The sequence below is a fragment of the Achromobacter pestifer genome (assembly GCF_902859625.1).
In the GTDB taxonomy this organism is placed as follows: Bacteria; Pseudomonadota; Gammaproteobacteria; order Burkholderiales; family Burkholderiaceae_B; genus Achromobacter; species Achromobacter pestifer.
The window spans coordinates 327052-352943 of record NZ_CADIJX010000003.1; the positions used below are offsets into that span (position 1 = coordinate 327052).

Genomic DNA, 25892 nt, shown 5'->3' on the forward strand with positions numbered 1-25892 from the left:
TCGCGCATGGATGCGGTGCGAGCTGGGTGATCAACGCGGTGGTACCGCGTCGTAGCCTTGAAGATCGTGGCTACCTGGGATGCTGCCGACGGCTGTCAGCGAGGCATGAGGTCAGCATGGCGGGGCCTTGCGCGCGAGGCAGCAATGAATCGGCATTCGGGCGCTTCCTTGTTTCCGCAAAGCCCCGGGGCCTCCCACAGGCACTTTGGGCCCCGAAGGTGTCCGGGGGTATCGGGACGGGGACGGCTCGGGCGGCTCCAGGCGCCGCCGCCGCGCATGCCAATCAGCCGCCAGCCAGCGGTGCGCAGGCTGGCGCCGCCTTCCTCCGGCAAGGTGTAGGTGATAAGGCGCGTGTAGCCCAGCGCCTTGGCCACCTTCCAGGCGCTCCCGTAGAGCTTGCTGCAGGCGTTGAGTGCGCCATCGGTGCAGAGCCTCGTGATTTCGAGGCTCCAGCCATCGTCCAGGTGCCGCGCGACCGGGCGGCCGACGATGGCCACGCCGCAGATGCGTTCGCTGTCGGGCCGCGTGACAGCCAGGGCGAACTTCGCCCCCTGCACCGGGCGGTGGTGGCGATGGTGGTCCTGCACGAAGGCATTGGCGGTGCGCAGCGACACGGGCAGCAGTTGCAGCCGTGGCGAGGTCGATGGCCTGTCCATGCAGATCAGTCGCCGCAGAAGCAGGCGATCGGCTCCTCCGCGATATCGAACAGGTCGCCCTGATCGGCGGCGAAACGCGCCAGATCGGCGTAGCTGGGGCCATCGGCGCGGAACCGTGCGCCGCTGGGCTTGCTCGCCAGGTTCAGGGACTCCATGCGAATCCACCACACGGCGGCCTCGGGCCGGGCCTTGATGAGGGCCAGGCGCTGGCCGCGCGGCTTCAGGAAACACAGGTCGCAGTTGCCTTCGAGCGTGCGTCCGTTGACCGTGAGCAGATCGAGACCGAATGGCTGCGCCTGCCAGAAGGCGCCCACATCGCGCACGGTGACGCCGGCATCCGCCAGCGGCATGCACATGGTCTCGTGGGTCGATTCGGTGGAATGGCCGCGTGCGCGAATCTTGGCGACACGCCGCTGTTCGTCGGCGCGGATGCCGATCATCTGGTCCCAGTCCGTCCAGCCCAGATGCCGCAGGAAGCGGTGCATCGGACGTATCTTCAGGCTGGTCGTGCAGCCCCGCGCGACGGGATTGGGCAGGTACTGGCGTTTGCGGATCAGGGCCTCGAAGGGTTCGCCCTGGCGGCTGGCGCGCTCGAAATCGACCGGCGTGAAGCCCGGCTTCGTGGACAGGTATTCGAGCCAGTGGATCGGCACCTGCCAATGCTCGGCGCAGTCGCGCACGAAGCGCAGCGTGGGCTCCACTTCCTTTCCGGTATTGGCGAAGCAGATCGCGGTATCGGCAGGCAGGCCGCCGTTGGCCTGCAACACGCGCCAGAGCATGTAGGCGCTGGTGCGCCCGCCCGAAAAGCTGATGCAGGTGGGCTGGGTGATCTTGAACGGGTCGTGCATGCGGTCGTCTCCGGTGGCATGCCGGCGGGCTGGCCGGCGAGGCGGGCCGTGGCGGCCGGAGACGAACGCGCACGCGCGGCGATGGCCGTGGTGCGGAGAAAAGAAAGCCCCCGCTGCGGGGGGCTGCGAGGGCCGAGCGGGGGTTGCCGCTCTATGCGTGAGGCACCACCTCCAGCGACAGATGCGTGGCGGTGGCGGACAGCAGCAAATCGTCCGCGGTGTGCAGAATGCGAGTGAATAGGCCGTCCTTCGGGTCGAAGAACTCCGCGAAGTCATCGCCGCCCAGCTCGCGATTGGCGAGGTGCCACCAGCCATCGAACGGGTCGGTGTCCGGGTTGCAGCCGACCGCGTAGGCCAGCAGCTTCTGGCGTCACTTCGGGCGGCGTTCTCCGCACTCGGCGAGGAAGTACACGCCGTGGTCCTTGACGAGGACGGCGCGGCACCGGTTGGCGATCGCCTCGGTCAGCACGGGGCGCAGGTCGGAGCCTTTGAATCGTAGTGACATGGTTGAATCTCCTGTGTGGAATTAGAGAAAGGGCTCTCCACCCGGCTGGATGGAGAGCCCGTGGGCCATGTGACCGGATGGGCTGAAGCTCCGTGGCGGGGAGCCACGGGTCAGCCGAAGAACCGCCTGGTTGCGGTGCGAGGCCTCATGCCGGCAGCGCCTGGCGTTGCCGGGCCGCCTTCGCGTCGATCAAGCTCACGTCGATCAGGCGCCAGCGACCGTCGTCGATGAGCCGCTCCAGCACTCGGCCGAGCATGTCGAAATACACCTCGTTGTACCGATCGACCAATTCGCCGTCGCGGTGCAGTTCCACCATGTAGGCGTCGCCCGCGCGGTCGTAGAGCACCGTGACCCGGCCCTTGAACTTCGCGGTCGAGACCGTGAAGCTGATCGCAGGAGGCGTTTCGATGATCTTGGACGGCTTCGGATCGACCCAGGTGAAATCCCGGGCACCGGCATCGACCAGCATGTGGGTGATGCGCCGGAACCCGTCGGGCGCCGGCATTTCCTCCAGTTGCTCGATGAGCTGGCCCAGTTCCATGCACTGTGGCTTGGGGATGGGCAGCTTGGCTGGTGCGGAGCCGAGGATGTGCGTCTTGACGGTGTAGGGAACGCCGTCAGACGTCATCTCCGTGCGCTCTTCCGGGGTGTCAGCGCGCAGGCCGTCGAAACGACGCCGTGCGTAGGGTTGGACATGCACCTTGGCGCCTTCGTTGGGAACGACGGTCACCAGGCTGGGATCGAGCACCGCGAACTCGCTGGGCTTGAGCTTGACGACGATGGCATCGTCAGTGGCCGCGACCACTTTGCCGTTGAAGGGCTGGGGATCGATGGCGAAGCCCAGTGTCGAGGACTGCGGCTGATCATCGAAAACGCGGTACTTGTACGTGCGCACGTTTCGGGAAACGTGGCCCGCGACGAGCGAAGGCATCAGGGTCTTGATGAGTGAACGGTCCATGGGAATCTCCTTGAGGAAGAACAAGGGACTCCCAGCCCACAAGGGAGGGAGCCCTTGTGGGTGGCGTGGATGGACGCGGCGCGTCCGTGGAAAGGAACAGCCGGCGCGGCGAGCCGCACCGCAGTCTTGAAGGTCTCGACTGCCTGGGCATGCTGCTGGCAACGCCAGCGGACATGAGAACAGCGTGGCGTGGGAGTCGGCGTCAGTCGCCCGGAAATCGGCGATGCGTCGCCACCGCGTTCCAAAAGAAGAGCCCCACGGAGGGGGCTCATGGAGTGCAGTTAGCCGCGTTGGGGTCAGCGCCGGAGCGGGCCGCGACGAGGTAGGCGTTGCACGCGAATGCGTCGCCATTGCCCGTCATCGATCAGCCTTTCCAACGTCTTGCCGAGGTCGGCGGGGGACACGTCATCCACTCGCTTGATGAGCTCGCCATCGCGGTGCAGTTGGAACTCATACGACAGACTCCCGACATGCCACAGCACGGTGACACGGCCCTGAAACTTTCTGGTGGACACGGAGAAGCTGATGCTCGGTGGCGTCCTGATGATGTCTTTGGGCGGAGGATCGATCCAGGCGAACTCGCCGGCACACGCATCCACCAGCAAGTGGGTGAGGCTGCGGACGCCGTCCGGAGCAGCCTGATGCTCCAGTCGATTGATCAAATCTTGTAGGTAGGGACAGTGCGCTTGCGGAATCGGCAACTTGGCCGGTGCGCAAGTGCGCAGGAGGAGAATATTCACTGCGTGCGGTAGTCCATCGGCGGTGAACCCGGTCGGTTCCTCGGGCGTATCCGCACGTTGACCATCGAAGCGGCGCCTGGCATAGGGTTCAACATGAACCCTGTCCCCCTCATCGGGCACATCGGTCACAAGCGTCCGGTCAAGGGCTGCGAAATTGGCTCGCCCCGTCTTCACGATGATGGCCTCGTCGGTCTTGGCAATGACTCTGCCCTTGAATGGATGCGGATCGAAATGGAGCCAGGGATACTGGGGCCGTCCGTTGTAGATCGCGCATTGATACGAGTAGACGTTGGTGGGTAGATGGCGCTTTGCGAGCGCCGGCATCAGTTCGTTAATAGTTTTGATGTCCATAGGAGACTCCTTGAAGAATGCAAGGGACTCCCGCCTGCAAGGGGGTATCCCTTGAGGGTTGAGAGAAGTGGACGCAGCATGCGTCGAAGAGAACGACGACCAAAGCGGTGAATCCGCGCCGTAGCCTTGAAGGTCTGGGCTGCCTGGGGATGTCGCTGACGACATCAGCGGACATGGGCGCAGGGTGGCATCGGAACGCAGCAGGTCGAGGGCGCAATCGGCATCAAGCGCCCACCCTATTTGTGGTAAGCAGAAGAAAAGCCCCTCGATGAGGGGCTGTGGGTCATGGCGCTCGGCGAGGTGTCAGTCCTCGTATAGCGCCAGACCGTCGAGCACGGGCGCATCGGCATCGAAGACCAGCATGCGCACGTCAGCAAGGGCGGCCAGATGCAGGACATCGACCAAGGAGGGCGGCACGCCCTTGCCCAGATGTTCCTGCCGAAGATCGCTGGCTGTGATGCCTTCGATGCTCTGCAGGTTTTCTTCTGTCCAGGGTGTGGCGATCAGCTTCACGCCGATCGCCGGGCTGTATGGAATGCGGAAGGCGATGAACAGGAAGCCGGTCGGTGTGGCGATGTCTGCCAGTTCGACCAGGTAGCGGCCTGCTTTCTCGGTGATGTGCACAGTGCTGATTTCCCAGCAACGACTGTAGAAGCCGGTCTCGAAACTCAGGCGCCGTATCACCTCGCGCGCAGCTTCTTGTGAATAGGTATCGCCGACATGAACGGGCTGGCCGAAGTCGTCTCCGGCCACCGCGTACACCACGGTTCGGACAATGCCTTCGGTCTGGCATTGAGCTTCGAGTGCTTCAGGGATTTGCTGGCCTTCGGTAATCAGCGCAAAGTCGCTGCAAAGGATGCAGGGGAACTGAGCGACCTGATCGTCAGGAAGATGGGCCTGGCTGGAATGAAGCGGCCGCCACACCGGCGGGCTGTCGTCCGCATAAGTGATGCAGAGGGTTCGGACAATGTGCAGGCCCTGGTAGCCGCGGACAAAGGGATTGTTGTCGGTGGACATGGGATTTCTCCGGCTAAAGGATAGGCGGAGCCGATCCCCAGCAGGGATTTCGGCCCCGGGGGAGATGAAGTGAGAAACCCGCTCAGAGGGAGCGGTGGGGTGCGGTGTTGGCCAGCAGCCGTTCTGTCAGCCGCAGGCGTAGCGATTCACGGGTGCGTTCGTCGTGGATGCTCTCGAGCCAGCCCGACGCTTCGAGCGCGAGCCGGGCGGCCGCCTCGTCAAGGTCGCCGGCCAGGAGCGCCTTGCGCAGGTCCTGGCCCAGGTATATGGCTTGGCTCGAATCGCCGTAGAGTGTGACCTCCCGACTGAGGAAGCAGCCGTGGCCGCCGAACTCGAACAATCGTGGCTTGCTGCAGTGCCAGCAGCCCTCGAACTCGACGGCGATCAGACGGTGACCATCATCGAAGGCGGTGGCGATCACGAACAGGGCTTCAAGGTCCGCCTCGTCTTGAAACCCGTGGTGTTTGATGAGGGTTTGAAGATCTGTGTCTTCCTCGGCACCGAAGTGCGAAGCGAGAAGATCGAGAACGACCTCGATCGACAGATCGCCGCCGCCTTCGTTGCTGTCGTCCTCCTCGCCCTCGTCGTCGCCCATGTCAGGCACCGGGAGGTCGAGTCGGGCGGCGAGCGCCGTCAGGTCGACCAGGACGTCGTTCCATTGCGGGACCCGGTAGTAGGAGATGCGGGCGATGTAGGCCTTCCCGTTGCCAGGATAGGTCGGGTCTAGCCTGAAGCGGCCGAACAGCGTGGAAATGACCGGCGTGACCTGGTCGAGCACGAGAACGCCGGTAGCGTCGAAGTAGTTGTTGGCCATGGTGGCTCCTTGAAATGAAGGTGCGGAGCCACGTCCGAGCGGACGAGCATCCGCGCGGGGCAACCCGAGGCCGCATCGGACTTCGGGCGATTGGGATCGATGAGGGTCAGCCGGAGACGGGCACGGGCTGGCCCATGGCGCGCAGCAGTTCCATCAGGCTGTCGTGAACCAGCCGGTACAGGTCGTTGTAGTCCTGGCCGGTCGGTGCCTGGTCGTTGCGGATCATCATTTCGTCGGACTCGACCATGTACTTGCGCAGTTCGCGGACGATTTCCAACGGCGACCGTTCGTCCTCGTCGTTGACGGGCTCGCCGATCGCCGCGAGGACAAGATTGGGAGACAGGACATCGTCCTCGCCCTCGTACACCAAGGGCGTTTCGCCACGGCAGAAGGCTTCGACGATCTCGCTACCGATCGCGAACGGCGTCAGTTCATTGGCATCCGCGCCCTCGGTGTCGTGATCGACGATGGCGACGCGGGGCAGCACGGATTGATTTGGCCAGTCCTCGACGATGAAGGCCTGGAGCAGGCCGCCCTCGAGAACGACGGCGATGGATGGGATTCGGGGCATGGTGTAGCTCCTGTGAAAGTGAGGAGGGACACCGCCCCGAGGGGACGGATGTCCCTCATTGGGGTGGAAGAAAGGCGTCAGGTGTGCCGTGGCGGGCTCACCAGCCGCTGTAATGCAGCACCAGGTCGGCGATGACCTGGCGCCGTTCCAGATCCAGGCCGCCGAGATCGGACAGGCCTTCGAAGCCGCAGCGCTTGAGCATCGCACCGCCATCGTGAGCGTTGTAGAAGCTCACCATGGCAGCCAGGAACATGCGCTGTCCGCTGCTCAGGACACCCAGGGCATCGTTGATCATCGCCACATTCGGTCTCAGGTCCCACTTGGTGGTGGCACGCTGCAGATCCTCGCGTGTTCCTTCGCCGAACCACGCGGTGCCGGCGAGTTGCACGCCGCGTTTCCAGGCCTGGAAAAAGGCATTCGGCGCGTCGGCGAAATGTCGCCTTTCCGCCGCGATCTGATCAAGCATGTCTTGTGGCAAAGACAGTTTCATGAGTCGTCTCCTGGTAGGGATCAGGGGTGGGTGCGCTGTTTCCAGCGGCCGTTCGCCAGTGCGCGGTCGGCCGCCTGTAGGGAGCGGAAGTACTCGATGGATTCGCGAGAGACCGGACCGTCGTTGTCGGCTGTACCGATGTAGTGGCCGGCGGCGCTCTGACGCACCTGTAGAGGCAGGCGCTTGTCCGCATAGATCAGGGCGAGATAGCCGACGGAGTCGGCACGGGCTTGTGCAACGCTCAACGGCGCCGATGTGGGTGCTAGGGACATGGGTTCTCCTGGCTGAAGGAACCGGGAGCCCATAGCCCGACGGGCATGGAACTCCCGAGGGTTGGACACGAAGGCATCTGCGTCACGTGGACGCTCGTCCGCGATGCGATGCGGGGCGGACTGGTGGGTATCGCGGAGGGTCCCGCGGCAGCCTCGAACCCGGGCTGCTGGCATGGTGCTGACAAGGTCAGCGACGCATGTCAGCGAGAATCGGCCAGGCGGCGGGCATCGGTCATGCTGGAATGGGAAGTCGCCACCGCCCCGATTGCCGCAACCGTGAGACGAAAAAAATCCCCGCAGAGCGGGGCTGGGTTAGGCGGACCGAGGACGCGTGCGCGGCAGCTTCAGTCGGATCGGTGCGGCCGTCACGCCGGAATGGGGAGCCGCGTGCGCCCTATTCAAGAGCGGATGTAGCGAAAGAAAAAAACGCTCCCGAAGGAGCGTTCACACGATGGGCTCAGGACGTGACTTCCTGTAGCCTGCCTTCGCCATCGAAGACCAGGCGAACAATCGCCCCGGCCAGCCGGTGCTGCGGATGATGGCGCAGGGACTGCGGCAGCAAGACGCGGACGACGTCCGACGGATCCTGCGAGCAGCCTATGACAATGAAGGTGGCGATGGTGTTCTCATCCTCACTCTCGCTATTCTCGTCGTAGCGATCGTCGAAGATGTAGTCGGAAACGAACCGCGTGACGCCATCTGCCTCGGGGGTGAGATAGAGCATCTCACCCTTGCGCAGAGCTTCGACCGAGTATTCGCCCGGCTCGCCTTCGAGGCTGACGCTGAGCGTCTCGACCAGTTTCAAAACGAGCGGATCGTCGGCCAGCGGAGGGTCGGCATCCTGATGCAGCGTAGCCCCTTGCTTGATGACGATCCGGCTCGTATCCAGAGTTCTGACCATGCCGTGCAGCCAGTGCCCTGGGTCGAGACGGCCATCCTCGAGCAGGAAGGCGTCGCGCGCCTCCAGATAGACCTGCGCCACATGCTCGTCGATCGCATCCTCTTCGATGGACCAGACGCCGGTTGCTTCGAGTGCTTGCTTCGCCACGATCCCTTCGAGCGAGTAGCGCTTCCAGTACCGACGATAGCCAGGGGGCTGACTGTGCCAGTTACGGAACCAGCTACGCAGCGCCACTGGCACGTCGTTGAGCAGGTCGGCGTTCGAGGAATTCTGGCAGATCAATCCGTACCGATCGACGAACTCGCTGCTGGCCAAGCGCGCCTTGGCTTCGATCAGGGCCTCGCGATAGGCTAGGTCGATCGCGGCCTGGATGCGCTCGCTGTCGTCCGCCTCGTTCAGCAGGCACTGTCGATCCGGGAGCTTGGCGAGCGTGTCGTCGGGCAGGAACACGACTTGGTGGCCGCTAAACGTGGGTCGCCTGCCAATGGGCAAACCTTGCAGGAAGCATCGCCATTGCGTATGCGACGCGTCGAGATCGAGCAGCACACGGCCCATGGTGGTTTGCCTCCACGGCAGGCGCGGGTTTGCTAGCGGCCGGGCGACCTCGACACCATTGAACGAGACGGGGACGGGAAACGCCTCGCATAGCCGTGCAAGCTCGCGTCCTACCCAGTCAGGCAGGCTTACGCCCGCTTGCGGCGACGCTACGCCGTTCAGGCGGATCTCGGTGCCGATGCGCAGCGGCGCGGGAACCACCTCGACGTCGCTGCCGCGGATGATCGCTGCGGTTTCGGCGTGGAAGGCCCGATCGACGGAATGCACGCTCAAGTGCCGGGCGAAGTACAGCGTGGACAGAGCGCCCAGGCCAAAGGCATTTTCACGGACCATCAACTCGTCGTCCCAGCCGGATTCGGCGATGAAGATGAGGGTTTGCAGATCGGCGATGCCGGTGCCGTCGTCGCTGACGGTCAGCGTGTCGTCGTCCGCGGTGATGTGAATATGGGTGGCCTGGGCGCGTCTGGCGTTCTGCAGCATTTCCCCCAGCATGGAGGCCTGGTTGAACGCATGGCGTAGGTTTGCTATCAGGCGGTGCTGATTGGTCTTGAGATGAATCGTGGGCATGGTTGAACTCCTTCGAGAAGGTGATGCGCCCATTGGGGCGCGTGGAGGACTGGCGCTCAGGAAAGGCGAGCGCAGGCGATGGCATGACTGGGCGAGCCAGTTGCCGGACGGAGTGAGGAGAAAAGAGGCATCGACGCCGTTGCTGGCGAGCGTCCGCAGGCAGCGATGCGAGGCGGACTGGTTGGTCGGCGCGGAGGGGTCCGCGGCGCAGCCTGGAGGACCGGAGCTGCTGGTGTGGTGCTGACGAATCAGCGGCGCACGATACGAGATTGGCCGTAGGCGCTCAGGCTGTCGCCGGAGAACCGGAACCCGACCCTCACCGTGTTCAACTCAGCGCCTGGATGAGTCGGCTGCCCAACCATGCAACACATGGGACCGCCATGGAGTTGCCGATCGCCCTGTAGCGGGGTGCATCGGCTGCGGGTTTGCCGCGGTATGGCACCAGCGTGTGATCGTCCGGCATGCCTTGCAGGCGCTCGCACTCCACCGGCATCAGGCGGCGCACCCGCCATTGCGACCAGCCCTTTGCTCCCGGGTCGATCGGCTCGTAGCGGTAGTGAGCTTCGTAGGCCGGCGCCAGCACGGGGGCTTTGGCGCCGCTTGCGCGCGGAGCCGGCGAGATACCGTCGCTCATGTCGGCGGGCAGCCCGTGTTCGCGGCCACGCAACGCCGCGCTCAGCACCATCGGCAGACCCTGGCCCGGTTTGCCGCCGCCCGTGGAGAGCGCGCCAGCGATCTGCCCGTGGCCTGACTCGAAACGAAGTTCGCCACGCGAGTTCTGCGCGAAGGCGATCGCCGGTACCACCCCCGCATTCGCATGGATGTTGCGATGTCCGCCCGCGCGCAGTGTCGGCGCTAGTTCCACCGCTGCATCGGCACCGTGACCCTGAGCAGTGAAGGCGATGATCGGAATGCCACGGCCGGTGCCGTCCTCGCTACAGCCCTTGCCGCCGTTGGCGGTGTTCAGGGTGTGGCTGATGGTGCCGCTCACCGACTGCACCAGGAATGTCTCAGTGTCGAAATCGTACTTGTGGCCGGGTGCCGCCAGCAGCGTCGGGCCAACGTCGATCGGCCCCTGGGTGGCTCCACCGCCGAAGGCGATGCTGACCTTGCCGTAGTCGCGGTTCAGTCCTGCATAGTCGCCTGCTGCCGCAGGGCCAGATCCAGCAGCGCGGGCAGCGTCTTCCCACGGCGCGAAGCCCGGCGAAGAATCCCCGCGCAGGCCGTCGCGCTCAAAAAGTAGTTCTGCGGGATCGATGTCGTCTCGACCACTTGCCACAAGAAACACGCGACGGCGACGTTGGGCGACGCCGAAAAATTGGGCATCGAGGACGCGCCACGCGATGCGGCGGCGGGGTCCAGACACACAACCTGCGTGCGTCCACCGCGGCCCTGGCGGTTCGAGCGCACGGCCTTCGCCGGCCAGTGCGCCCAGGAAATGCCCGAAGGCGTTGCTGCGGTCGCTGAGGACGCCGGGGACATTTTCCCAGACGAGCGTGGCCGCCGGGCGGTGAGCGCGGAGGCGGACTTGGTCGATGGCATTGGCAAGCTCCATATAGGCAAGGGTGAGCGCGCCGCGCGGATCGGCGAGCCCCTGGCGGGCGCCGGCGACGCTGAAGGATTGGCAGGGGGTTCCGCCGACCAGGATGTCCGGCGCGGGCACCGTGCCTGCACGGATCTGGTGGGCGATGCCGGTCATGTCGCCAAGGTTCGGCACGCGAGGGTAGCGGTGCGAGAGCACCGCGCAAGGGAATGGTTCGATTTCGGCGAACCAGGCCGGCTGCAGGCCGAGCGGTTCCCAGGCGAGGCTGACCGCCTCGATGCCGCTGCACACGCTGCCGTACTGCAACGCGGGCGACGGGGGGTGTTGAGGGTGCATGTCGTGTCTCCTGTTCGGGTTAAGGGAAGGCAGGAGAAAGGTGCCGAAGACCTGGAGGTCTTCGGCTGGCGAACAAGAAACCACCCGTGGGCTGTGGCAGAACGTGGCCGTCGGTGGAGCCTGTCGCTGCATCAGCAATCGCACCCGGCCCGTGTCGTGGCTGGGGCCGAAATCCTTCGGCACGCATCCGCGCACAAAAGGAGCCTGTTGTTTCGCCGGTAGGCGCCGGCATCGACTACCGGCGACCCAGCGGGTCTCCGGGCGGCTCGCATCGCAAGGCGCTGGGAGACCCGCCGAAGCGGCGGAAATAGGGAGAGCACGATGTCCGTGGAGACGAACTGCGGACGAATCCGCCTTCTCGTCGACCCGGCAGGCAATGCCGGAGCGGACGGGCACACGTCGCAGAAGGTTGAGCGTGCTTTGGGGGCCTCGCGGGGAACGCGAGGCAGGCGCATCGGCTATCGGCGATGCGATGGGGAAGCTAGTTGGGTGGCCGGCGCGGCTTGCGTGCTGCGCTGCGGGTGCCGCCGCTCGCGCGGCGTCCCGAACTGGAGTCGATAGGAACGCTACCCTTGCAGTCGGGATAACGCGGGCACGCCCAGAAGGCGCCGTTCTTGCCGTTGCGCTGGCGCGTGGCCGCGCCGCACAGCGGACATGCCGGCCCTTCGGGCAGCTTGATGGACAAGGTGGCGCCGCGGTACTGCTGCACGAGCTGCGTGACCCAGGAAGACTGCTTCTCGACGAAGGTGTCCAGCGTCATCTGCCCGGCCTCGATCATGTCCAGGGCTTGCTCCCAGATCGCGGTCGTTCCTGGATCGGCGATCGCCGCCGGCACGGCGTCGATCAACGTGAAGGCGGCTTCGGAGGCGCGGACGGCGCGGCCTTTCTTGATGAGGTAGCCGCGCCCGAGCAGGCCGTTGATGATGCTGGCGCGCGTAGCCTCGGTGCCGATGCCGGTCGTGTCCTTGAGCTTCTGCTTCAACCTCGGATCGCCGACGAGCTTGGCGACACCTTTCATCGCCTTGACCAGTTCGCCCTGCGTGTAGGGCTTGGGCGGCAGGGTCTTGAGAGCCTTCAGGTCGACGTTGGCGACCTGGCAGTCCACGCCTTCGTGCAGCGCCGGCAGCACCTGGCTGCGCTGCCCAGCGTCGCTGTCGTCGTCAGAAGATTCTGGTGCGGCCAGCGCCAGACGCCAGCCGGGCACGATTACCTGCTTGCCGACGGCATGCAGAGCCTGGCCACCGCAGGCGAGGCGTGCGACGGTGCGGTCGAACTCGTGGTAAGGGAGAAACTGCGCGAGATAGTGGGCGCGGATCAGCTTGTAGACCGCCAGCTCCTTCTCGCTCATCGCGGCCAGGTTGGCCGGTTCCAAGGTCGGGATGATGCCGTGGTGCGCCGTCACTTTCGTGTCGTTCCACGCGCGCGAGCGCTGGTTGCGATCGAGTTGGGCGAGAAGCGGGCGAAGTCCTGGGTCGGTCTTGGCCAGGCTGTCGAGGACGGTGGGCACTTCGGCGAACATGCTTTCGGGCAGGTAACCCGAATCCGACCGGGGGTACGTCGTGGCCTTGTGTGTTTCGTAGAGCGATTGCGCAATGTCCAGCGTCTCCTGAACGTCGAGGCCGAGTTGCCGGGAGCACACTTCCTGCAAGGTGCCGAGGTCGAACGGCAGCGGTGGCGGCTCGCGTACGCGCTCGGTGTCGACGGCGATGACCTGCGCCGTACCGGCGGCGCGGATGCGCTCGGCGGCTTGCTGCGCGACCGGCTGCTGCAGGCAGCGCCCGGCGTTGTCGACGGAGCCTTGTGGCGGCATCCAGTTGGCGAGGAAGGTCTGACCGCTGGCGGACAGCGCCACGTCGATGGCCCAATACGGAACGGAAACGAATCGCGTGATCTCGCGGTCGCGATCGACTACCAGCTTCAGCGTCGGGGTCTGCACTCGGCCGACCGAGAGCACGCCGTTGTAGCCGGCCTGCCGCCCCAACACGGTGAACAACCGGCTGAGGTTCATGCCGATGAGCCAGTCGGCCCGGCTGCGCGCGAGCGCCGAGTGGTACAGCGGCAGCGTCTCGGCCGAGGGCTTGAGCGTGGCGAGGGCCTTGCGGATCGACGCATCGTTGAGTGCCGACAGCCACAACCGCTGGATTGGGCCGCGGTAGCCGCAGTGGTCGATCAGTTCGCGGGCGATCATCTCGCCCTCGCGGTCGGCGTCGGTGGCGATCACCAGGTCGGTGGCCTGCGCCAGCAACTGCTTGACGACCTTGAACTGCGTTGCGGTGGTGGTTTTGACCACGACCTGCCAGCGCTGGGGAAGGATGGGCAGCGGTTCGAGCGCCCATCGCTTGTACTGCTCGCCGTACGCTGCCGGCGGAGCGGTTTCGATTAGGTGGCCGATGCCCCAGGTCACGCTGAGACCGGTGCCGGTGAAGCAGCCGTTACCTCGCTGGGTGGCCCCCAGGATTCGTGCGATGTCCTTGCCCTGGGACGGCTTCTCGCACAAGACCACGCGCATTCCGCCTCCTTGGATACGTGCTGTTCATCGGATGACCAGCAGCGTGGCCGACAGCGATCGGTCGGGCAGCAAAGAAGCGGCACGCCATCGCCACCGATTTGTTGACCGAAGAAATGGTGGTTGCCGCAGCGCCATTGCGGGCAGCGGGTTGCCCGGTGGTAGCGTCGTGTCGGGGGGGAGCGCGTGGCGCTCGGCCGACGACGGTGGAGCCGTCCCTTGGGGATAGGTCCACTGAGGTCTACTGGAGCAGGGAGGGCGACTGTGGGTTGCCGCAGCCGCCCTTGAAATGTCGCAGCGGTCAGGCAGTCTGCTTGGCGCTAAGCGTTACCGCTTCGATGCGATACGGCAGGATGCCCACGCGCCGAGCGTCCACTTTGAAGGTCACACGCTCGTTCTCGTCGGCGTCTTCCCACTCGTCGCGCACGGTGCGTCCTTCCACCAACACCCGCATGCCCTTCTGGTACAGCGTCTGCCAGTGCGCGGCGTCGCGGTGCCACAGCTCCACCGGCGCCCAGAAGCCGCCGCGATCCTCGAACTCGCCATCCTTTTGCGGAATGGGATTGTCGAAGTAGACATTCAGGCGCAGCAGCCTGCGCGGTTCGTCGTTGCCATTGGGAAACTCCCGGTACTCGGGCGTAGAGCCGATATTGCCCTCGCCGGTGAAGCGCGTACTCATGGTGATACCTCCGTAGTCGATGGAAATTGCCGCACCGAGTCAGCGGTGCAGGTGCTGCAGGTCGAGGAACGACCCGTTCAGTTCGCAGCCGATGAAATGCCGCTGCAGTCGCAACGCCACGGCGGCAGTCGTGCCGCTGCCCATAAAGGGGTCGAGCACGGTGTCGCCGGGACGCGAGCCGGCCAGGATGCAGAGGGCCACAAGTTCCTGCGGGAACACGGCGAAATGGCTGCCCTTGAAGGCGCGACTGGCGATACTCCACACGTCGCGACGATTGCGCGTGGGACGTGCGGTGATCCTGTGCAAGTTGCCGCGCAAGTTGGCGTTAGGACCTGACCCGCGTTCTCCGGGGGGCTGACGCACAGGACGCACGTTCCCAGGGCCTCGCGGGTCGGTCGAGGGTTCGCGAATCGCCGCGTTGTCGAAGTGGTAGCGCTTTGACTTGCTGAGCAGAAAAAGATGCTCATGCGACCGGGTGCATCGATCCCTGACCGACTCTGGCATCGGGTTGGGCTTCGCCCAGATGATGTCCTGACGCAGATACCATCCGTCTTGCCGCAGCGCAAAAGCCAGCAACCAGGGAATGCCGAGCAGGTCTTTCGGTTTGAGCCCCGGCGGCGCCGGCGACCAACGGCCCCCGCGCGGGCCGACGGCACGGGCGCCGTACCTCTCCCAGCGCGCGCCTTGCTTGCCGCCGCCGGACTTGCCGGTAGCCGTATAGCCGTCGCCGATGTTGACCCAGAGTGTCCCGTCCTCGGCCAGCACGCGGCGAACCTCGCGAAAGACCGACACGAGGCTGGAAATGAAAGCGCCCGGCGTCGACTCGATCCCAATCTCAAGCGCCTTGTCAGGGTGATCGGGCGGCAGGTAGGAGCGCAGCCGGAAATACGGCGGGCTCGTCACGCACATCTGAACGCGCACCCCGTCAGCCTGCATCTGCCGAAGCAGCCGGGCGCTGTCTCCGACGTGGGTCCTGTCGAGCCAATTGTCGGCGGCCGCAAGGCTGGTCATGGCGCAGCCCGCTGGGTTGCCGAACCCGCACCCGTCCGTCGTGCATAGACCGCATCGGCGTGGGCGATCTTGCTGGCGCATTCGAGGGCCTGCCGGGCGATGCTATGGGTCAGGCTGATCTGCATGTTGAGGACGATGCGCTGCAGCTCCATCGCGTACAGATCATCGATGAGGCCGTCTGGGGTGGCGCGGCTGGCGATCAGACCCTGCCACAGCGACACCCCCATCGCGGAGCGGTCGAGGTTGCGCCAGCGCAGAAAGACGGTCCCTGCGCCAGTCACCTGCTGGGCCAGTTGGACGGGCAGTAGGCTGAAGGGGTAACCGGCGGCCTGCGGCAGCACGCGCCGCTGCGCCAGTGCAATCAGTTCGTCGCGCAACGCTGTGCACTCGCTGGCCCAGGCATCGATGGCCCCTTTACCTTTAAAGGGTTTTAAAAGGCCTTTTAGATAGGACGCATGTTCGAGCGCTTGGAAGTCCGCCTGTTGCAGTGAGACGAAGCGGTCAGCCGCATGGGCGGAGATTGGCGGGCTCATTCTCGTTCTTCCTCGTCGGCCGCCGCAGGCGAAGGATCCTCGTCGCCACTGATATCCGCAGGTCTGGCATCGGTGGCCGACGCCGGAACGTCCTGCGCGGCGCCGGCGAGTGGCGAGCGGCGAGCAATAGGCGGCGCATAGCGAGAGCGCAGCGTGCCTTCCAGGACTTCCTGCGGCAGCTCTCCGTATTTCTCGAGCGCAGCACGTGCCACCGCGTTCTTCGCTGCAAAGTCGTCGCGGCTAGCGCCGGAGTAGCGGTACTGCTGGGCCAGTGAAAACAGGCTGCGAAGCGCGTGTGCGCCTTCGTTGAGCCAGCGCTCCAGTGTGCTGCGATCGATCAATGCTGTGTGGTGCGCGAGGATCAGCTTTCGCGCCAGGTCGTCATAGTCGGCTAGCAGATACACCGCCATGAAGCCGAGTTGTGACGACACGAACAGCGGCAGCTTGACGGGTTGGACGTTCAAGTTCTCGCCGATGCTCAGGGCGGGTGGCACACCGGCGAGGGCCACGTCGACTTGCTCCCGCAGCGCCTGAAGCTGCTCCTTGGTGGTGTTGAGCTTGTCCTCGATGCGCAGCATCCACCAATCGGAGTACGGGTCATCCTGCTCTGCACCCCGCTTGAGCTTGTTCATGATGGACACGAAGCCATTCAGACCGATGATGCCCGGCTTGCTCTCCGCAGCAGCGCGGCCGTGCCAGATGCGCGACGCGTGATGGGTATGCAGCGTCAGCGACATTGCGCTGCGCAGCGATCCGAGGTTCAGTTGCAAGGGTTCGTTGGCCATGGAGACGACTCGCGGTGATGATCGAGTCGGTAGCTTCCGGGCAGACCGGAAGGCGGTCAGTCAACAAACCGCACCGACCCGTCGCCGGTTTGGCGCGAGCGAGAGTGAGGATCACGCCGCGTGGCCGGGAACGCGGCCAGGCCATGTAAACCCGGAAGGCTGTCTATCCCAGCTATCCCCTGGGGATAGTTCCACTGACGTCCATGGTGGTCCCCAACGGAGGCGGAAAGACCCACCACCAGCGAGTTCATGGCGCGTCTCTGTCCAAGATCGAGCGCAGCCGGGCCAGATGCTCGCGGACGACCGCCGGGCTGGCCGGCTTGGGCGCACTGGCCGGATCGGTGGTCTGTGTCGGGCTGACGTGTCGGGTGCCGTTCGGCGCGTCGTTTTGGCTGGCCCACGCCTTGAATTCGCCGCGCAGCGCTTTCTGAATGATCCCGAAGAGATAGCCTGCGGGATTGCGCACCGTGCTACTGCGGCAGCGAGCCGCCCACTCATCGAGCACCGCTTGTTGTTGCGTGGCCTCGACTTGCCGCAGTGCGACCAGAGCGCCAGCCTGCTGCTCGTCCTTCAGAGCGCTGAACCGGCTGGGCAGGCGCAGACCGTGGACTTCGCGCGTGCGCGGTACTGTACGTTCTTCTTGAATACGACTACTAAGTACTGTAGTACGGTCCTGCTTCGGATTCCGAAGGGAGTGGCCTGGCGCGGGTTGGTGCCCTGCTTCGGATTCCGAAGTGGGGCGTTCGCGATTCCGAAGAGGGGCATCGGCGCTCTCTTCGGATTTGTAGTGTTGGTCGTCCTGTGGATAAGTGTTCCCCTCGGTCTCGTCGCCTCGCGCGAGCCGTTGGGCCAGCACCTGCAGGCGCGTCGGGAGTACGCGACCAGCAAGCATCGGGTCCTCGGCGAGTTCCTGTAGTACATGGCAGCCCACGAGTTGGACGGATTTGCTCGCATGTGCCAGCGCATGGCTTACGAGCCCGAGATAATCGGGGTCAAGCTGCATGGCCTCGTAGGGGCTCAGCGGTTCGTCGTGAAGCACATAGAGGTTGCCTTGTATCCGACCGGTCTTCGCATCGCGGCGGTGGCGCACCAGGCTGAGCCACCGCGTCAGGCGCAACAGGATCAGCGCACGCGCCACCGTTTCGTTGGATGCCCGGGGCGCGCATGGCATCGACGTCAGGAAGGGGCGTAGTTGCTCGTAGGTCGGGAAGGCTGTCAGACCGTCGTCATTCAGCTGCAAGCGAAAGACCTGCCAGGCATTGCGCTCCAGCGGCGTGAGCCGCCTATCGAAGAAGAGCGCCCGTGGCACGCTGTCGTGGCGATTGCCGCTGTACAGATACCCGTCGGATGGTGTGGCGCCTGTGGGCGACGCTGGTTCCAGGTGATGCAGCGCATCGTCGAGCACTGACGACAGCGTGACTGGCCCACGCACAGACGAAGAGCCTTGCGTTGCCATCGCCTACACCAGTCCTTGATCGATCCAGCTCTGTATCGCAGTCCAGATCACGGACATCGGCAGGGTCATGACCTCGGCCAGGTCCATCGTCAGGGTGAGCATTGCCCTCTCGTCATCCAAGCCGACGCCTCGCTCCCCGATAGCCGCCTTCCAGCGCCGCCATAGCTCGGTGTCTTGCGACTCGTCCAGCACCGGGTAGCGGCCTTTCCGCTTCGGCAGGCCGAGAATGTTGCGACGCAACGCAACCTCCTGGTGAGTCAATCCGTAGAACTTGCTCACCATCTCAGTGCTGGCACCCAGGCGCAACATGCGGTCGACGGTGGCGATCTCGTGCTCAATGTCATCCATCTGTCGCAGCAGCCGCCACAGCACCTCCAGATTCACCTGGACGGAGCACCACGGCACCTGCGCGTTCGCCAGCAAGCTCACCAGCGCTGGTTGCTTCAGTACCTCCAACTCGCGTTCGCCGAACCCCATTGCCAGGCACCGACGTAGCTGGCCGTTGCGTAAGTCGTGCAAAGCCTGGGCGATGACAGCTTGGTTCAGCGGATGGGGTGCCGACATGCTCGCCTCCTGCCTGGTCAAGGTTCGGGCGATTCGTCAGTGCCAGAATCGAGTTCGAGCAATCGACGGGCGAGCCGCAGCATACGAAATAACTTCACAAGGCTGTTGTCGCTCAGGCGATCGACGCCATTGGCGCGACCATGCGGCTGGCCCTGCAAAAGCGGGCCCAAGTCGATGTCGAGCTGCGATCGCTCAGGGCCGGAAGGAGAGGACATCTCCGGACCGTACCCCACGCTCAGGGAATGCAGCAGTGCGAGCACCGCTCGGCCGAGGCCGGAAAGTGGTGACGCCTGCGGCGCTGATGCGGGACACATGAAGCCTATGCCGGTATCGATCGGTTCGACGTATTCCGCCAGGTTGGCCTCGGCAGCGATTTCGCGGGCGAACTGCGCGATGTGGATGCGAAGGTGATCGTGTGCGTCTAGACCTGGGTCGATGTACCAGACGTCGGTGATCGGATACAGGCCGCCGACCTGCACAGGGATTGCTTGAAGGACGTTTGTGGCGAAGTCCTGCACGGCCTCACCGGTGTGTTCCGCGACCAACTGCTGAATGGCGTGGACGCGTTCGCTCGTTGGAGCCGGCGATACGATATGTCCCTGCAGGCGAGCGTCCATATCCGCCTGGGCAGCGTCCGAGGCCGGCGTAGTTGTCGGTGCGGTTTGAGGGACTGTGTCAGGGGGTGGGGTGGCGCCGTGAAGAGATCGTGCGCTGGCACCGTCAGGCGAGGGCACTGCTCGCGCAGCTTCAGGCGGTGCCGGCGATGCTGTCGGCAAAGCCGTGGGGCCGAGCGCCGGTAAGGGGGCAGGCGTAGACCTAGGCGGCTCGGCAGGCGACCTGGGAGGGCTGAGCACGGCGCGCTGCCGGTTGTCGATGCTCACGATATCCAGTTCCAGTGCGGTGTAGTCGGCATCGAGCACGTTCGCCATCTGGCCGAGGAGTTCATCCTGGACGCGCGGCACGGAGAACGCCTCTGCCTGCGTGTCAAAGGTGCATAGGACGTCCTGAAACAGGGTTGCAAAGTCCACAGCCAGACGCTTGCCTACGGCATGCGTCTCCCAGACAAGCTCGCAAGATCTGCGTAGCACTGCCAGCCTCTCCGCCTGGTGCCGGCCGAGTCCCGCGTACAGGATGTTTGGAATGGCGGGCAGCAGGAAGCGCACGGTGTCTTGCATCCGGCTGATGTGCGACTGCTGCACCGGATACCCGTCGGCAGCAAGGCGACGTGCCAACTCGGACTGCGATAGCGGCTTGGCATCGCATTCTTCTTCGTACAGTTCGCGGGCTTTCTCCACGCCCAAGGCGCGTTCGATAAAGGTCAATCCACCGTGTAGTTCGTTCTCCGCGAGATGGCCTGTCAACGCGACAATTTCGCCCCGCGCCGGCCAGGGGCGAAACATGCAGGTCAGCCGAAAAAAGCGTTCGTCGCGGGTTTCGCTCCACAGATCGCGAAGGATCGCGAGCCGGGTGTTGCCACCGTTGCGGATGATGTAGTGATCTGCTCCTGGGCGCCGGGTAATGGGAGGGGGAGCATCCAAGCCGCGCTCGCGGATGGAATCTTTGATCTCCGCGTACAGGGGGTTGCGGGTAACGCGGGGATCCAGTTCGTAGGGACGCAGTTCGTCCAAGGTCACGACCATCGGTGTGTCGGCCACCGGGTCGCTCAACGTCTGATCGCCCGGGCCGGCGCGCGAGAAGCCGTCCGCCAGCAGCTTGTTGGCCATGTCCTGCGCCGTGAGGTCAGCCATCTCTCTCTTCCTCTTCGGTTCGGACTCGGCGCAGCTCCGCGCGCCGCAGTTGCGCTCGCGCGTTGAGGGTGGCGCGGTGGTCACTGGCAGTCGAACTGGTGTAGATCGCAGGCAACCCGGGCTTGACGAATTTCAGATGCCCACCCGGTGTGCGGCGGACGTCCCAACCTTCGCGCAAGGCAAACTCGATCAGCGGCAGCAGCCGCTTGTGTCCGCGGCTGAGTTCACGAGCGGTCGGCATGGATCAGCCCTCCTTGTGCCTTGCCCGTGACCGTGTCGAATCGCGTGCGCCACTGAGGGAAGAGCTCGCTGGCCAGGCTTCGGATGGAGTCCAAGGCAGCCGGTGCACTGCGGCCGCTGGGACGGCGATATTCGATCCGATGTACGGGCAAGCCCTGTGTGGCGGCGCGTGGATAGGCCTCGATGGCGGGAATGTCGTTGGCCAAGACATGCACGTCCGCCCGATCGCGAAAGATCTGATGAAGCGCCTGTTTGATAAGCCGCGCGTTCGATGACACAGGATGCACGCGGTTGATGAGCAGGTGGAGGGTCGGGAGCGTGATGCCGAGTCGACGGTAGGGGGCGATGTCCTCGATCAACTGCAGGGTTCCCCGGCGCAATTCGCGAGCAGCCAGAATTTCCGGCGTGACGGGCGACACGGCCAGATCGGATGCCAGAACGGCCATCTCCAGCATCACGCTGCGCGCGCCCTGGGTGTCGATGACCAAGAGGTCGTAATGCGGCGCGAAGGCGGGCAGCAGGTTGCGTAGACGCAGACGGCCGTCTGGAGCGTGGAGCAACAAGGTGCCTAGCTGCCCGTGCTCGTCGTTCGACACCACCAGGTCCAGTCGCTCGATGCACGTGCGCGATGCCAGTCGATCGACGGCTTGCTCGTTCGAAGCCAGCAGTTCGTAGATCCCGTCGGCAGCGCGGTGCGTGAGCGCGAAGTAACTCGAAAGGGTTGGCTGTGCATCAAGATCGAGCAGCAGCACGCGCAGCCCGGCGTCGGCGAGGAACCCGCCAAGGTTGGCGGCGACAGTTGTCTTCCCGACGCCTCCCTTCGTGGATATGAGCGAAACGACAAGCATGGGTTTATCCTCCTGCGGTGCGTATCGATTCCGAGGAGGACGATCAGATGCGCTCATTGCGGCGGTCGGTTAGCCACTGCTCGACTTCGGCTGAATCCCAGCCTACGGCGCGTACACCGAGACGCATCGCCTTGGGGAACTTCCCCTGATGCATCAACCGATAAATGTGCGCGCGTTTGAAGCCTGTCTTTGCTTCGACCTCTGCCCGGCGCAGGATACGTCGCTCGGCATTCGACGCGTCAGAAGATGTTTGCTGAGTCATGGTGATCACTCCTAGGCGCTGCTGGCGCTGTCGTGGACGTGATCTGTATTCGACCGGAGGCGGCGTAATGCCGGCCATTGCATATGCAGTATTGGGGACTGCACATACAGTGTTGCGCGGGCTATGCGACCTGTGCTGCGAGGCGGCGATTGGCCTCAGCGAACTTAGCGTGCAGCGTGCGTTCGGTAATCCCCATCAAGCCGGTGTGGTGTGCCACCAGGGCACTCACGACAGCTTCCTGGCTGCGAAGGGTGGAGTACGGTGTGCCGGCTGGAGACTCGGCGAGCATCAAGTGCAGCAATGCCCCGATGACGTTCAAGTAGGTGGTTTCGGCGCGCTGGCTCAGGTCATCAGGCGGGCGCTGTGCGAGGAGTCGTTCGTGCTCGCGTTGAAGGGACTCGTAGGCGACCTTCGCTTCCGCGATGTCACGCTGGCAGGTCGCGCAGGTGGCGCGCAAGATTTCGCGCTCGACGAGCAGCATCTGAATGGTCTCGATGCTGATGGCTGGGTGTAGGGTGCGCTCCAGGGGGTCGAAGAGAAAGTCCGGCCGATGGTTGGGGTAGTGCTGCTGCATCCACATCCGCAGATCGACGTGCCTGACGGTCAGCTCGGGGTCGGACAGAAGCTGGGGCTTATCGCTGGTGATGCCGCGACGCCCATAGGGCAAATCGCCGTTGACGAGTCCATCGAATATCCGGTCGATGTACAGGTGCAACTGCGGCCAGCGGGCGAGCTCGCGGTGCATGGGACGATTTCTCCCGCGCAGTGCACGGATGATCCGACTCTCGTGGTGGGCCAGGCCGGTCCACCGGATCGCTGCTTCGACAGGGGTGTAGAAGACTTTCGCATGCTGGTTGAGATTGACTGAGGTGCACATCCCTGGGCTTCCCCTTTTGTGTCCCGCGCTGCCCACCGAGTGCAGCGGATAACTCCTTGACGGTTTGCCGTAGGTCGGTTGGTGCTTGTCGCGCCCGAGATCGCCGGGAAGGGCAAGGCCACATGCGGCGCGCAGAGGACGGTCCGATGGTCGGTGCGCGCTGCCGCTCAGAGGCTTCCTGCTTTAGGCAAAAGCAGATCCAACGAGCACGCCGACGAGGCAAGCTCCGGCTCGCGATCAGAGAAGCGACAAATTTGTGACACCTGAAAGGTGCGAAGGCAGTGTTTTCAAGCATTCACTGCGCGTAAAGACCCTGTGGGTTGCAGCAGCGACAGATGACTTCTTGATGGCAGCGTCGGACCGAATCGGTCACGGTTCTGACGCCGCGGGGCGGCGGGTGCGGCATGCGCTGCAACCGGATCGGATGAGAACGGAGCGCGGCCCTAGGGACACGCTGGACCCGTCAGCTGCGCGCTGGCAGTCTTGCTGCTCGCAATGGCTTTTCGGGTCATCTCAATGACCAAATGAGCACTAGCGACGCCGTGCGCCACAACGCCAGAAAGTGCCGGTCCCATCTGCCCTGGCAGGTGCTCGGCAGTCTGCGCGAGAGCAGTCTCGTGTGGGGCGAAAGTAGTATAGGGCTGTGTGTCGGCGACCAGCGTTAAGACTTTCATAGCTCATCGCAGTCGTGTCGACGGGCCTTGGCAATCGCGTGCGTCGCGACGCCGTGTATGAGAGCGACGGGGAGAGTCGTGCGTATCCAGGGTTGGCGTCAACGATCATTTTTTCGGCAGGCTGCGCGAATGCGCTGATTGATCGTGTTGCCGTTCCCCACTCGCCGGCGTCCTTGCTTTTCACACGTCGAGTAGCTCTCGGGAGCGCTCAGTAGAATACGGTGGAACTTGAGGCTGTCGGATGCCTTGTCTACTGCTTCGCAAATGCGGATAATCTTGTGGATCGCGCTCTATCGAACGCGATAAACCTTTTATTAATCAAAAGGTTGAACGCATTTTACTGTTTCCTTCACCCGCTCCACTCTCCTTGGCGATTCAACGGCTTTTCTCTCAAGCTGCGCCGTGGGCGTCCGCTGACGTTCCACTATCCATCGCCGGCGGTCGAACTGGCTGCGCCCGCCCCGTGCATTCAGGGGCTTGTCACTCTGAGTACCGCAGAGCCGGAAAATGGGCCGGGGTCCACGTCGCCTCTCGTTGACAGCCGAGAAGAAACATCCAGCGTGAGCATGTTGTCGATGGGGAAGAGCTCGCCGCTGTCATCCATCACTCGATTGTTGATGCGAATCTTCGAGTAGAGGCTGCCGTCGCTTCTGAGACGTATACCGTCTGATCCGACATCAACCAGCGAAACCTTGATTTTGCTGATGCCCGTGCACGCGACCGTCAGTTGAGTCGTGGCGACGTGTCCGTCGACGCGATCTTCGGTCAACTTTCCATGATTGAGGGTGCTGTCGCCGTTGATATCACATTTGAGCGGTGGGGCGATGACGGCACTGCATGGGCCGATAGGGCTGATAAATCCGCCGGTGTTAGCGCTGGTAAATGCCCTGGTGAAGCCGATGCAGATGGGGTTCGCGAGGGGTGGGTTTATATCCTTGGGGACAAGTACGGATCCCTTGAATGGGGTCCAGAATCCCCTGCTGTTCATCTGGCCATACAGCTCGCCCATTGTCGTGGCGGTCGTTGGCATATGGTCCCACGAGTATGAGCTTGAAAGCACGTTATGGGAGTTTCCAGGGGATCTCAACCCACGAATGGACAAGCTGCAGGTGGTTACGATAGTGTTTGGATTTTGACACCAACTTTGGCCTGAACTACTGCTATTCCAATCCTCGACCGTGAAGAAGTAACGGATGCCTGCCGCTTCATACTGGCTGCCCGTGGCAGTAATGGTGACCGCTTGCGCGAGGGGATTGAATATATAAATCAATGAAAGAAGCGCAAAAGCGCGAACGAAGAATTTCGCGCTGTGCCGTATCGCGCCATGCCGCGCTTTGCCGTGCATTGTGATTACCTATCTAGTGAATTTCTTGGCGTGTGCTCGGGTAGAAAGTGCCTGAGTTGAGTGATAGCTCGCATAGTACAAGCGCGACTAGCCATGGTCGGCCAGGGCTTTGCTGAGTGCCTTGTACGAAATTTCCTAAAGGCGGGCTTTGCTTGAATCCGAAGCGGCTGCCCGTCTTGAGGGTTCAATCTGCCGCCTTCTCCCGGGAGTTTCGCCACAGGCGGCCCGCATGGCGTACGCTTGAGTCCGCTTGAGGCCAGTGTTCGTATCGCCTGCGCCCAGCTCCCTCAACTCAACAGAAGGCCAGGTCGCATTAGATGAACACGTCCGAGAATCCTCCGTCTGCCGCCGCCCCGTATGGCTTGCGATCAGCCGAACCACAGAAGAAAGTCACTGTTCCGTCCTTCGCGGACATGCGTGCCCGTGGCGAGAAAATCGTCATGTTGACCGCCTATGACGCGACGTTCGCGGCGGTGGCGGATGACGCAGGCGTCGACACGCTGCTGGTCGGCGATTCGTTGGGCATGGTGTGCCAGGGGCGGAACGGCACAGTTGGTGTCTCGCTGGACGACATGGTCTATCACACCCAGTGTGTGGCAGAGGGTGTTCGGCGCACCAACGGCCGGTCGCTGATCGTGGCGGATCTTCCCTTTGGCAGTTATCAGGTGTCCAAAGAGCAAGCGATAAGCTCGGCAATGGCGTTGATGGGCGCGGGCGCGCAAATGGTCAAGCTGGAAGGCGGAGGCTGGTGCGCGGAGACGACGCGGTTCTTGGTCGAGCGTGGCGTTCCGGTGTGTGGCCATCTTGGGCTGACGCCGCAGACCGTGGCGTCATTGGGCGGCTTTCGTGTTCAAGGCAGAACGGATGAGGCCGCGGCGCGCTTGCGCGAAGACAGCGCGGCGCTTGAAGACGCGGGCGCCACGATGCTGGTCCTGGAAATGGTGCCTGCCGCGCTTGCCGCATCCATTACCTGCGATCTGAGTACCTGCGCCACCATCGGCATCGGCGCCGGCCGCGCAACCGCCGGGCAGGTGCTTGTCATGCACGACATGCTGGGCATCAATCTTGGCCGGATGGCGAAGTTCGTTCACAACTTCATGGAAGGGAGCGACAGCGTGAAGGGCGCGATCGCAAACTACGTGCGGGCAGTGAAGGACGGATCGTTTCCCGATGACGTCAAACACGGATGGTGAGTCTTGGCCGCTTGCGATCAGCGGCCAATCTCCCCCTTCAACACCCG

At 63.9% G+C, this 25892-nt stretch carries 25 protein-coding genes and 1 pseudogene; 1 reads left to right on the top strand and 25 read right to left on the bottom strand.

Translation table 11 applies throughout. The features are described 5' to 3' along the window. Window positions 1-95: 95 nt before the first annotated feature. From HV753_RS13165 to HV753_RS13285, 25 genes and pseudogenes are all read right to left on the bottom strand, one after another. Complete coding sequence (locus tag HV753_RS13165) at window positions 96-656, bottom strand: XF1762 family protein (RefSeq protein ID WP_246288263.1); 561 nt, start codon at window positions 654-656, stop codon at window positions 96-98. Window positions 657-661: 5 nt separating this feature from the next. Beyond that, a complete protein-coding gene (locus HV753_RS13170) occupies window positions 662-1504 on the bottom strand; it encodes a phosphoadenosine phosphosulfate reductase domain-containing protein (RefSeq protein ID WP_175174938.1) in 843 nt (280 codons plus the stop codon). Window positions 1505-1655: 151 nt separating this feature from the next. Then, window positions 1656-2009, bottom strand: a pseudogene (locus HV753_RS13175) (DUF3085 domain-containing protein). A gap of 145 nt (window positions 2010-2154) precedes the next feature. Beyond that, window positions 2155-2967 (bottom strand): GTPase, encoded by an 813-nt coding sequence (locus HV753_RS13180; protein ID WP_175174939.1) that lies wholly within the window; start codon window positions 2965-2967, stop codon window positions 2155-2157. Between the two features lie 296 nt (window positions 2968-3263). Then, the gene (locus HV753_RS13185; protein WP_175174940.1) at window positions 3264-4058 is read right to left on the bottom strand and encodes a LamG domain-containing protein; all 795 of its coding nucleotides are present in this window, start codon (window positions 4056-4058) and stop codon (window positions 3264-3266) included. Between the two features lie 303 nt (window positions 4059-4361). Further along, on the bottom strand, window positions 4362-5075 hold the full coding sequence (locus tag HV753_RS13190) for a DUF5983 family protein (RefSeq protein ID WP_175174941.1): 714 nt from the start codon (window positions 5073-5075) through the stop codon (window positions 4362-4364). Between the two features lie 82 nt (window positions 5076-5157). Beyond that, window positions 5158-5889 (bottom strand): hypothetical protein, encoded by a 732-nt coding sequence (locus HV753_RS13195; protein WP_175174942.1) that lies wholly within the window; start codon window positions 5887-5889, stop codon window positions 5158-5160. Window positions 5890-5995: 106 nt separating this feature from the next. After that, complete coding sequence (locus HV753_RS13200; RefSeq protein WP_175174943.1) at window positions 5996-6460, bottom strand: hypothetical protein; 465 nt, start codon at window positions 6458-6460, stop codon at window positions 5996-5998. A 97-nt stretch (window positions 6461-6557) separates the two neighbouring features. Next, window positions 6558-6950: a hypothetical protein gene (locus tag HV753_RS13205; protein ID WP_175174944.1), complete on the bottom strand. Its 393-nt coding sequence runs from the start codon at window positions 6948-6950 to the stop codon at window positions 6558-6560. A gap of 20 nt (window positions 6951-6970) precedes the next feature. Beyond that, on the bottom strand, window positions 6971-7222 hold the full coding sequence (locus HV753_RS13210) for a hypothetical protein (protein WP_175174945.1): 252 nt from the start codon (window positions 7220-7222) through the stop codon (window positions 6971-6973). A gap of 457 nt (window positions 7223-7679) precedes the next feature. After that, window positions 7680-9245, bottom strand: a complete 1566-nt coding sequence (locus HV753_RS13215) for an ATP-binding protein (RefSeq protein ID WP_175174946.1) — start codon at window positions 9243-9245, stop codon at window positions 7680-7682. Between the two features lie 325 nt (window positions 9246-9570). Next, the gene (locus HV753_RS13220) at window positions 9571-11124 is read right to left on the bottom strand and encodes a DNA cytosine methyltransferase (protein ID WP_175174947.1); all 1554 of its coding nucleotides are present in this window, start codon (window positions 11122-11124) and stop codon (window positions 9571-9573) included. A 481-nt stretch (window positions 11125-11605) separates the two neighbouring features. Further along, window positions 11606-13633: a DNA topoisomerase III gene (locus HV753_RS13225; RefSeq protein WP_175174948.1), complete on the bottom strand. Its 2028-nt coding sequence runs from the start codon at window positions 13631-13633 to the stop codon at window positions 11606-11608. A gap of 298 nt (window positions 13634-13931) precedes the next feature. Continuing rightward, entirely contained in the window at window positions 13932-14309 is a 378-nt protein-coding gene (locus tag HV753_RS13230; protein WP_175174949.1) for a single-stranded DNA-binding protein, read from the bottom strand. 39 nt (window positions 14310-14348) lie between these two features. Further along, window positions 14349-15320 (bottom strand): DNA-methyltransferase, encoded by a 972-nt coding sequence (locus tag HV753_RS13235; RefSeq protein WP_217481470.1) that lies wholly within the window; start codon window positions 15318-15320, stop codon window positions 14349-14351. Next, the gene (locus HV753_RS13240; RefSeq protein ID WP_175174950.1) at window positions 15317-15853 is read right to left on the bottom strand and encodes a DUF3158 family protein; all 537 of its coding nucleotides are present in this window, start codon (window positions 15851-15853) and stop codon (window positions 15317-15319) included. Before HV753_RS13240 ends, HV753_RS13235 begins: the two co-directional genes overlap by 4 nt. Next, window positions 15850-16638: a PFL_4669 family integrating conjugative element protein gene (locus HV753_RS13245; protein WP_175174951.1), complete on the bottom strand. Its 789-nt coding sequence runs from the start codon at window positions 16636-16638 to the stop codon at window positions 15850-15852. Before HV753_RS13245 ends, HV753_RS13240 begins: the two co-directional genes overlap by 4 nt. A gap of 247 nt (window positions 16639-16885) precedes the next feature. Beyond that, entirely contained in the window at window positions 16886-18094 is a 1209-nt protein-coding gene (locus tag HV753_RS13250; RefSeq protein WP_175174952.1) for an STY4528 family pathogenicity island replication protein, read from the bottom strand. A 3-nt stretch (window positions 18095-18097) separates the two neighbouring features. Beyond that, window positions 18098-18658: a DUF2857 domain-containing protein gene (locus HV753_RS13255; RefSeq protein WP_175174953.1), complete on the bottom strand. Its 561-nt coding sequence runs from the start codon at window positions 18656-18658 to the stop codon at window positions 18098-18100. Window positions 18659-18675: 17 nt separating this feature from the next. After that, entirely contained in the window at window positions 18676-20406 is a 1731-nt protein-coding gene (locus HV753_RS13260) for a ParB family protein (protein WP_175174954.1), read from the bottom strand. Continuing rightward, window positions 20399-20647 carry a type II toxin-antitoxin system HicA family toxin gene (locus HV753_RS13265; RefSeq protein ID WP_175174955.1) on the bottom strand — a complete coding sequence of 83 codons (249 nt, stop codon included), beginning with the start codon at window positions 20645-20647 and terminating at the stop codon, window positions 20399-20401. Before HV753_RS13265 ends, HV753_RS13260 begins: the two co-directional genes overlap by 8 nt. Then, the gene (locus HV753_RS13270; protein WP_175174956.1) at window positions 20631-21494 is read right to left on the bottom strand and encodes a ParA family protein; all 864 of its coding nucleotides are present in this window, start codon (window positions 21492-21494) and stop codon (window positions 20631-20633) included. Before HV753_RS13270 ends, HV753_RS13265 begins: the two co-directional genes overlap by 17 nt. A gap of 43 nt (window positions 21495-21537) precedes the next feature. Next, on the bottom strand, window positions 21538-21756 hold the full coding sequence (locus HV753_RS13275) for an AlpA family transcriptional regulator (RefSeq protein ID WP_175174957.1): 219 nt from the start codon (window positions 21754-21756) through the stop codon (window positions 21538-21540). Between the two features lie 121 nt (window positions 21757-21877). Further along, window positions 21878-22501, bottom strand: a complete 624-nt coding sequence (locus HV753_RS13280) for a hypothetical protein (protein WP_425485892.1) — start codon at window positions 22499-22501, stop codon at window positions 21878-21880. A gap of 1275 nt (window positions 22502-23776) precedes the next feature. Further along, window positions 23777-24652, bottom strand: coding sequence for an MrpH family fimbial adhesin (locus HV753_RS13285; RefSeq protein ID WP_175174959.1), 876 nt, complete (start codon window positions 24650-24652; stop codon window positions 23777-23779). A gap of 317 nt (window positions 24653-24969) precedes the next feature. On the opposite strand from HV753_RS13285, the gene panB reads away from it, so the two are divergent. Continuing rightward, the gene (gene panB / locus HV753_RS13290; RefSeq protein WP_175174960.1) at window positions 24970-25845 is read left to right on the top strand and encodes a 3-methyl-2-oxobutanoate hydroxymethyltransferase; all 876 of its coding nucleotides are present in this window, start codon (window positions 24970-24972) and stop codon (window positions 25843-25845) included. Window positions 25846-25892 lie beyond the last annotated feature (47 nt).

Coding starts and splice junctions, on each gene's coding strand:
- HV753_RS13165 (WP_246288263.1), bottom strand. CDS start 656: ATGGACAGGCCATCGACCTCGCCACGGCTGCAACTGCTGCCCGTGTCG.
- HV753_RS13170 (WP_175174938.1), bottom strand. CDS start 1,504: ATGCACGACCCGTTCAAGATCACCCAGCCCACCTGCATCAGCTTTTCG.
- HV753_RS13180 (WP_175174939.1), bottom strand. CDS start 2,967: ATGGACCGTTCACTCATCAAGACCCTGATGCCTTCGCTCGTCGCGGGC.
- HV753_RS13185 (WP_175174940.1), bottom strand. CDS start 4,058: ATGGACATCAAAACTATTAACGAACTGATGCCGGCGCTCGCAAAGCGC.
- HV753_RS13190 (WP_175174941.1), bottom strand. CDS start 5,075: ATGTCCACCGACAACAATCCCTTTGTCCGCGGCTACCAGGGCCTGCAC.
- HV753_RS13195 (WP_175174942.1), bottom strand. CDS start 5,889: ATGGCCAACAACTACTTCGACGCTACCGGCGTTCTCGTGCTCGACCAG.
- HV753_RS13200 (WP_175174943.1), bottom strand. CDS start 6,460: ATGCCCCGAATCCCATCCATCGCCGTCGTTCTCGAGGGCGGCCTGCTC.
- HV753_RS13205 (WP_175174944.1), bottom strand. CDS start 6,950: ATGAAACTGTCTTTGCCACAAGACATGCTTGATCAGATCGCGGCGGAA.
- HV753_RS13210 (WP_175174945.1), bottom strand. CDS start 7,222: ATGTCCCTAGCACCCACATCGGCGCCGTTGAGCGTTGCACAAGCCCGT.
- HV753_RS13215 (WP_175174946.1), bottom strand. CDS start 9,245: ATGCCCACGATTCATCTCAAGACCAATCAGCACCGCCTGATAGCAAAC.
- HV753_RS13220 (WP_175174947.1), bottom strand. CDS start 11,124: ATGCACCCTCAACACCCCCCGTCGCCCGCGTTGCAGTACGGCAGCGTG.
- HV753_RS13225 (WP_175174948.1), bottom strand. CDS start 13,633: ATGCGCGTGGTCTTGTGCGAGAAGCCGTCCCAGGGCAAGGACATCGCA.
- HV753_RS13230 (WP_175174949.1), bottom strand. CDS start 14,309: ATGAGTACGCGCTTCACCGGCGAGGGCAATATCGGCTCTACGCCCGAG.
- HV753_RS13235 (WP_217481470.1), bottom strand. CDS start 15,320: ATGACCAGCCTTGCGGCCGCCGACAATTGGCTCGACAGGACCCACGTC.
- HV753_RS13240 (WP_175174950.1), bottom strand. CDS start 15,853: ATGAGCCCGCCAATCTCCGCCCATGCGGCTGACCGCTTCGTCTCACTG.
- HV753_RS13245 (WP_175174951.1), bottom strand. CDS start 16,638: ATGGCCAACGAACCCTTGCAACTGAACCTCGGATCGCTGCGCAGCGCA.
- HV753_RS13250 (WP_175174952.1), bottom strand. CDS start 18,094: ATGGCAACGCAAGGCTCTTCGTCTGTGCGTGGGCCAGTCACGCTGTCG.
- HV753_RS13255 (WP_175174953.1), bottom strand. CDS start 18,658: ATGTCGGCACCCCATCCGCTGAACCAAGCTGTCATCGCCCAGGCTTTG.
- HV753_RS13260 (WP_175174954.1), bottom strand. CDS start 20,406: ATGGCTGACCTCACGGCGCAGGACATGGCCAACAAGCTGCTGGCGGAC.
- HV753_RS13265 (WP_175174955.1), bottom strand. CDS start 20,647: ATGCCGACCGCTCGTGAACTCAGCCGCGGACACAAGCGGCTGCTGCCG.
- HV753_RS13270 (WP_175174956.1), bottom strand. CDS start 21,494: ATGCTTGTCGTTTCGCTCATATCCACGAAGGGAGGCGTCGGGAAGACA.
- HV753_RS13275 (WP_175174957.1), bottom strand. CDS start 21,756: ATGACTCAGCAAACATCTTCTGACGCGTCGAATGCCGAGCGACGTATC.
- HV753_RS13280 (WP_425485892.1), bottom strand. CDS start 22,501: ATGCACCGCGAGCTCGCCCGCTGGCCGCAGTTGCACCTGTACATCGAC.
- HV753_RS13285 (WP_175174959.1), bottom strand. CDS start 24,652: ATGCACGGCAAAGCGCGGCATGGCGCGATACGGCACAGCGCGAAATTC.
- panB (WP_175174960.1), top strand. CDS start 24,970: ATGAACACGTCCGAGAATCCTCCGTCTGCCGCCGCCCCGTATGGCTTG.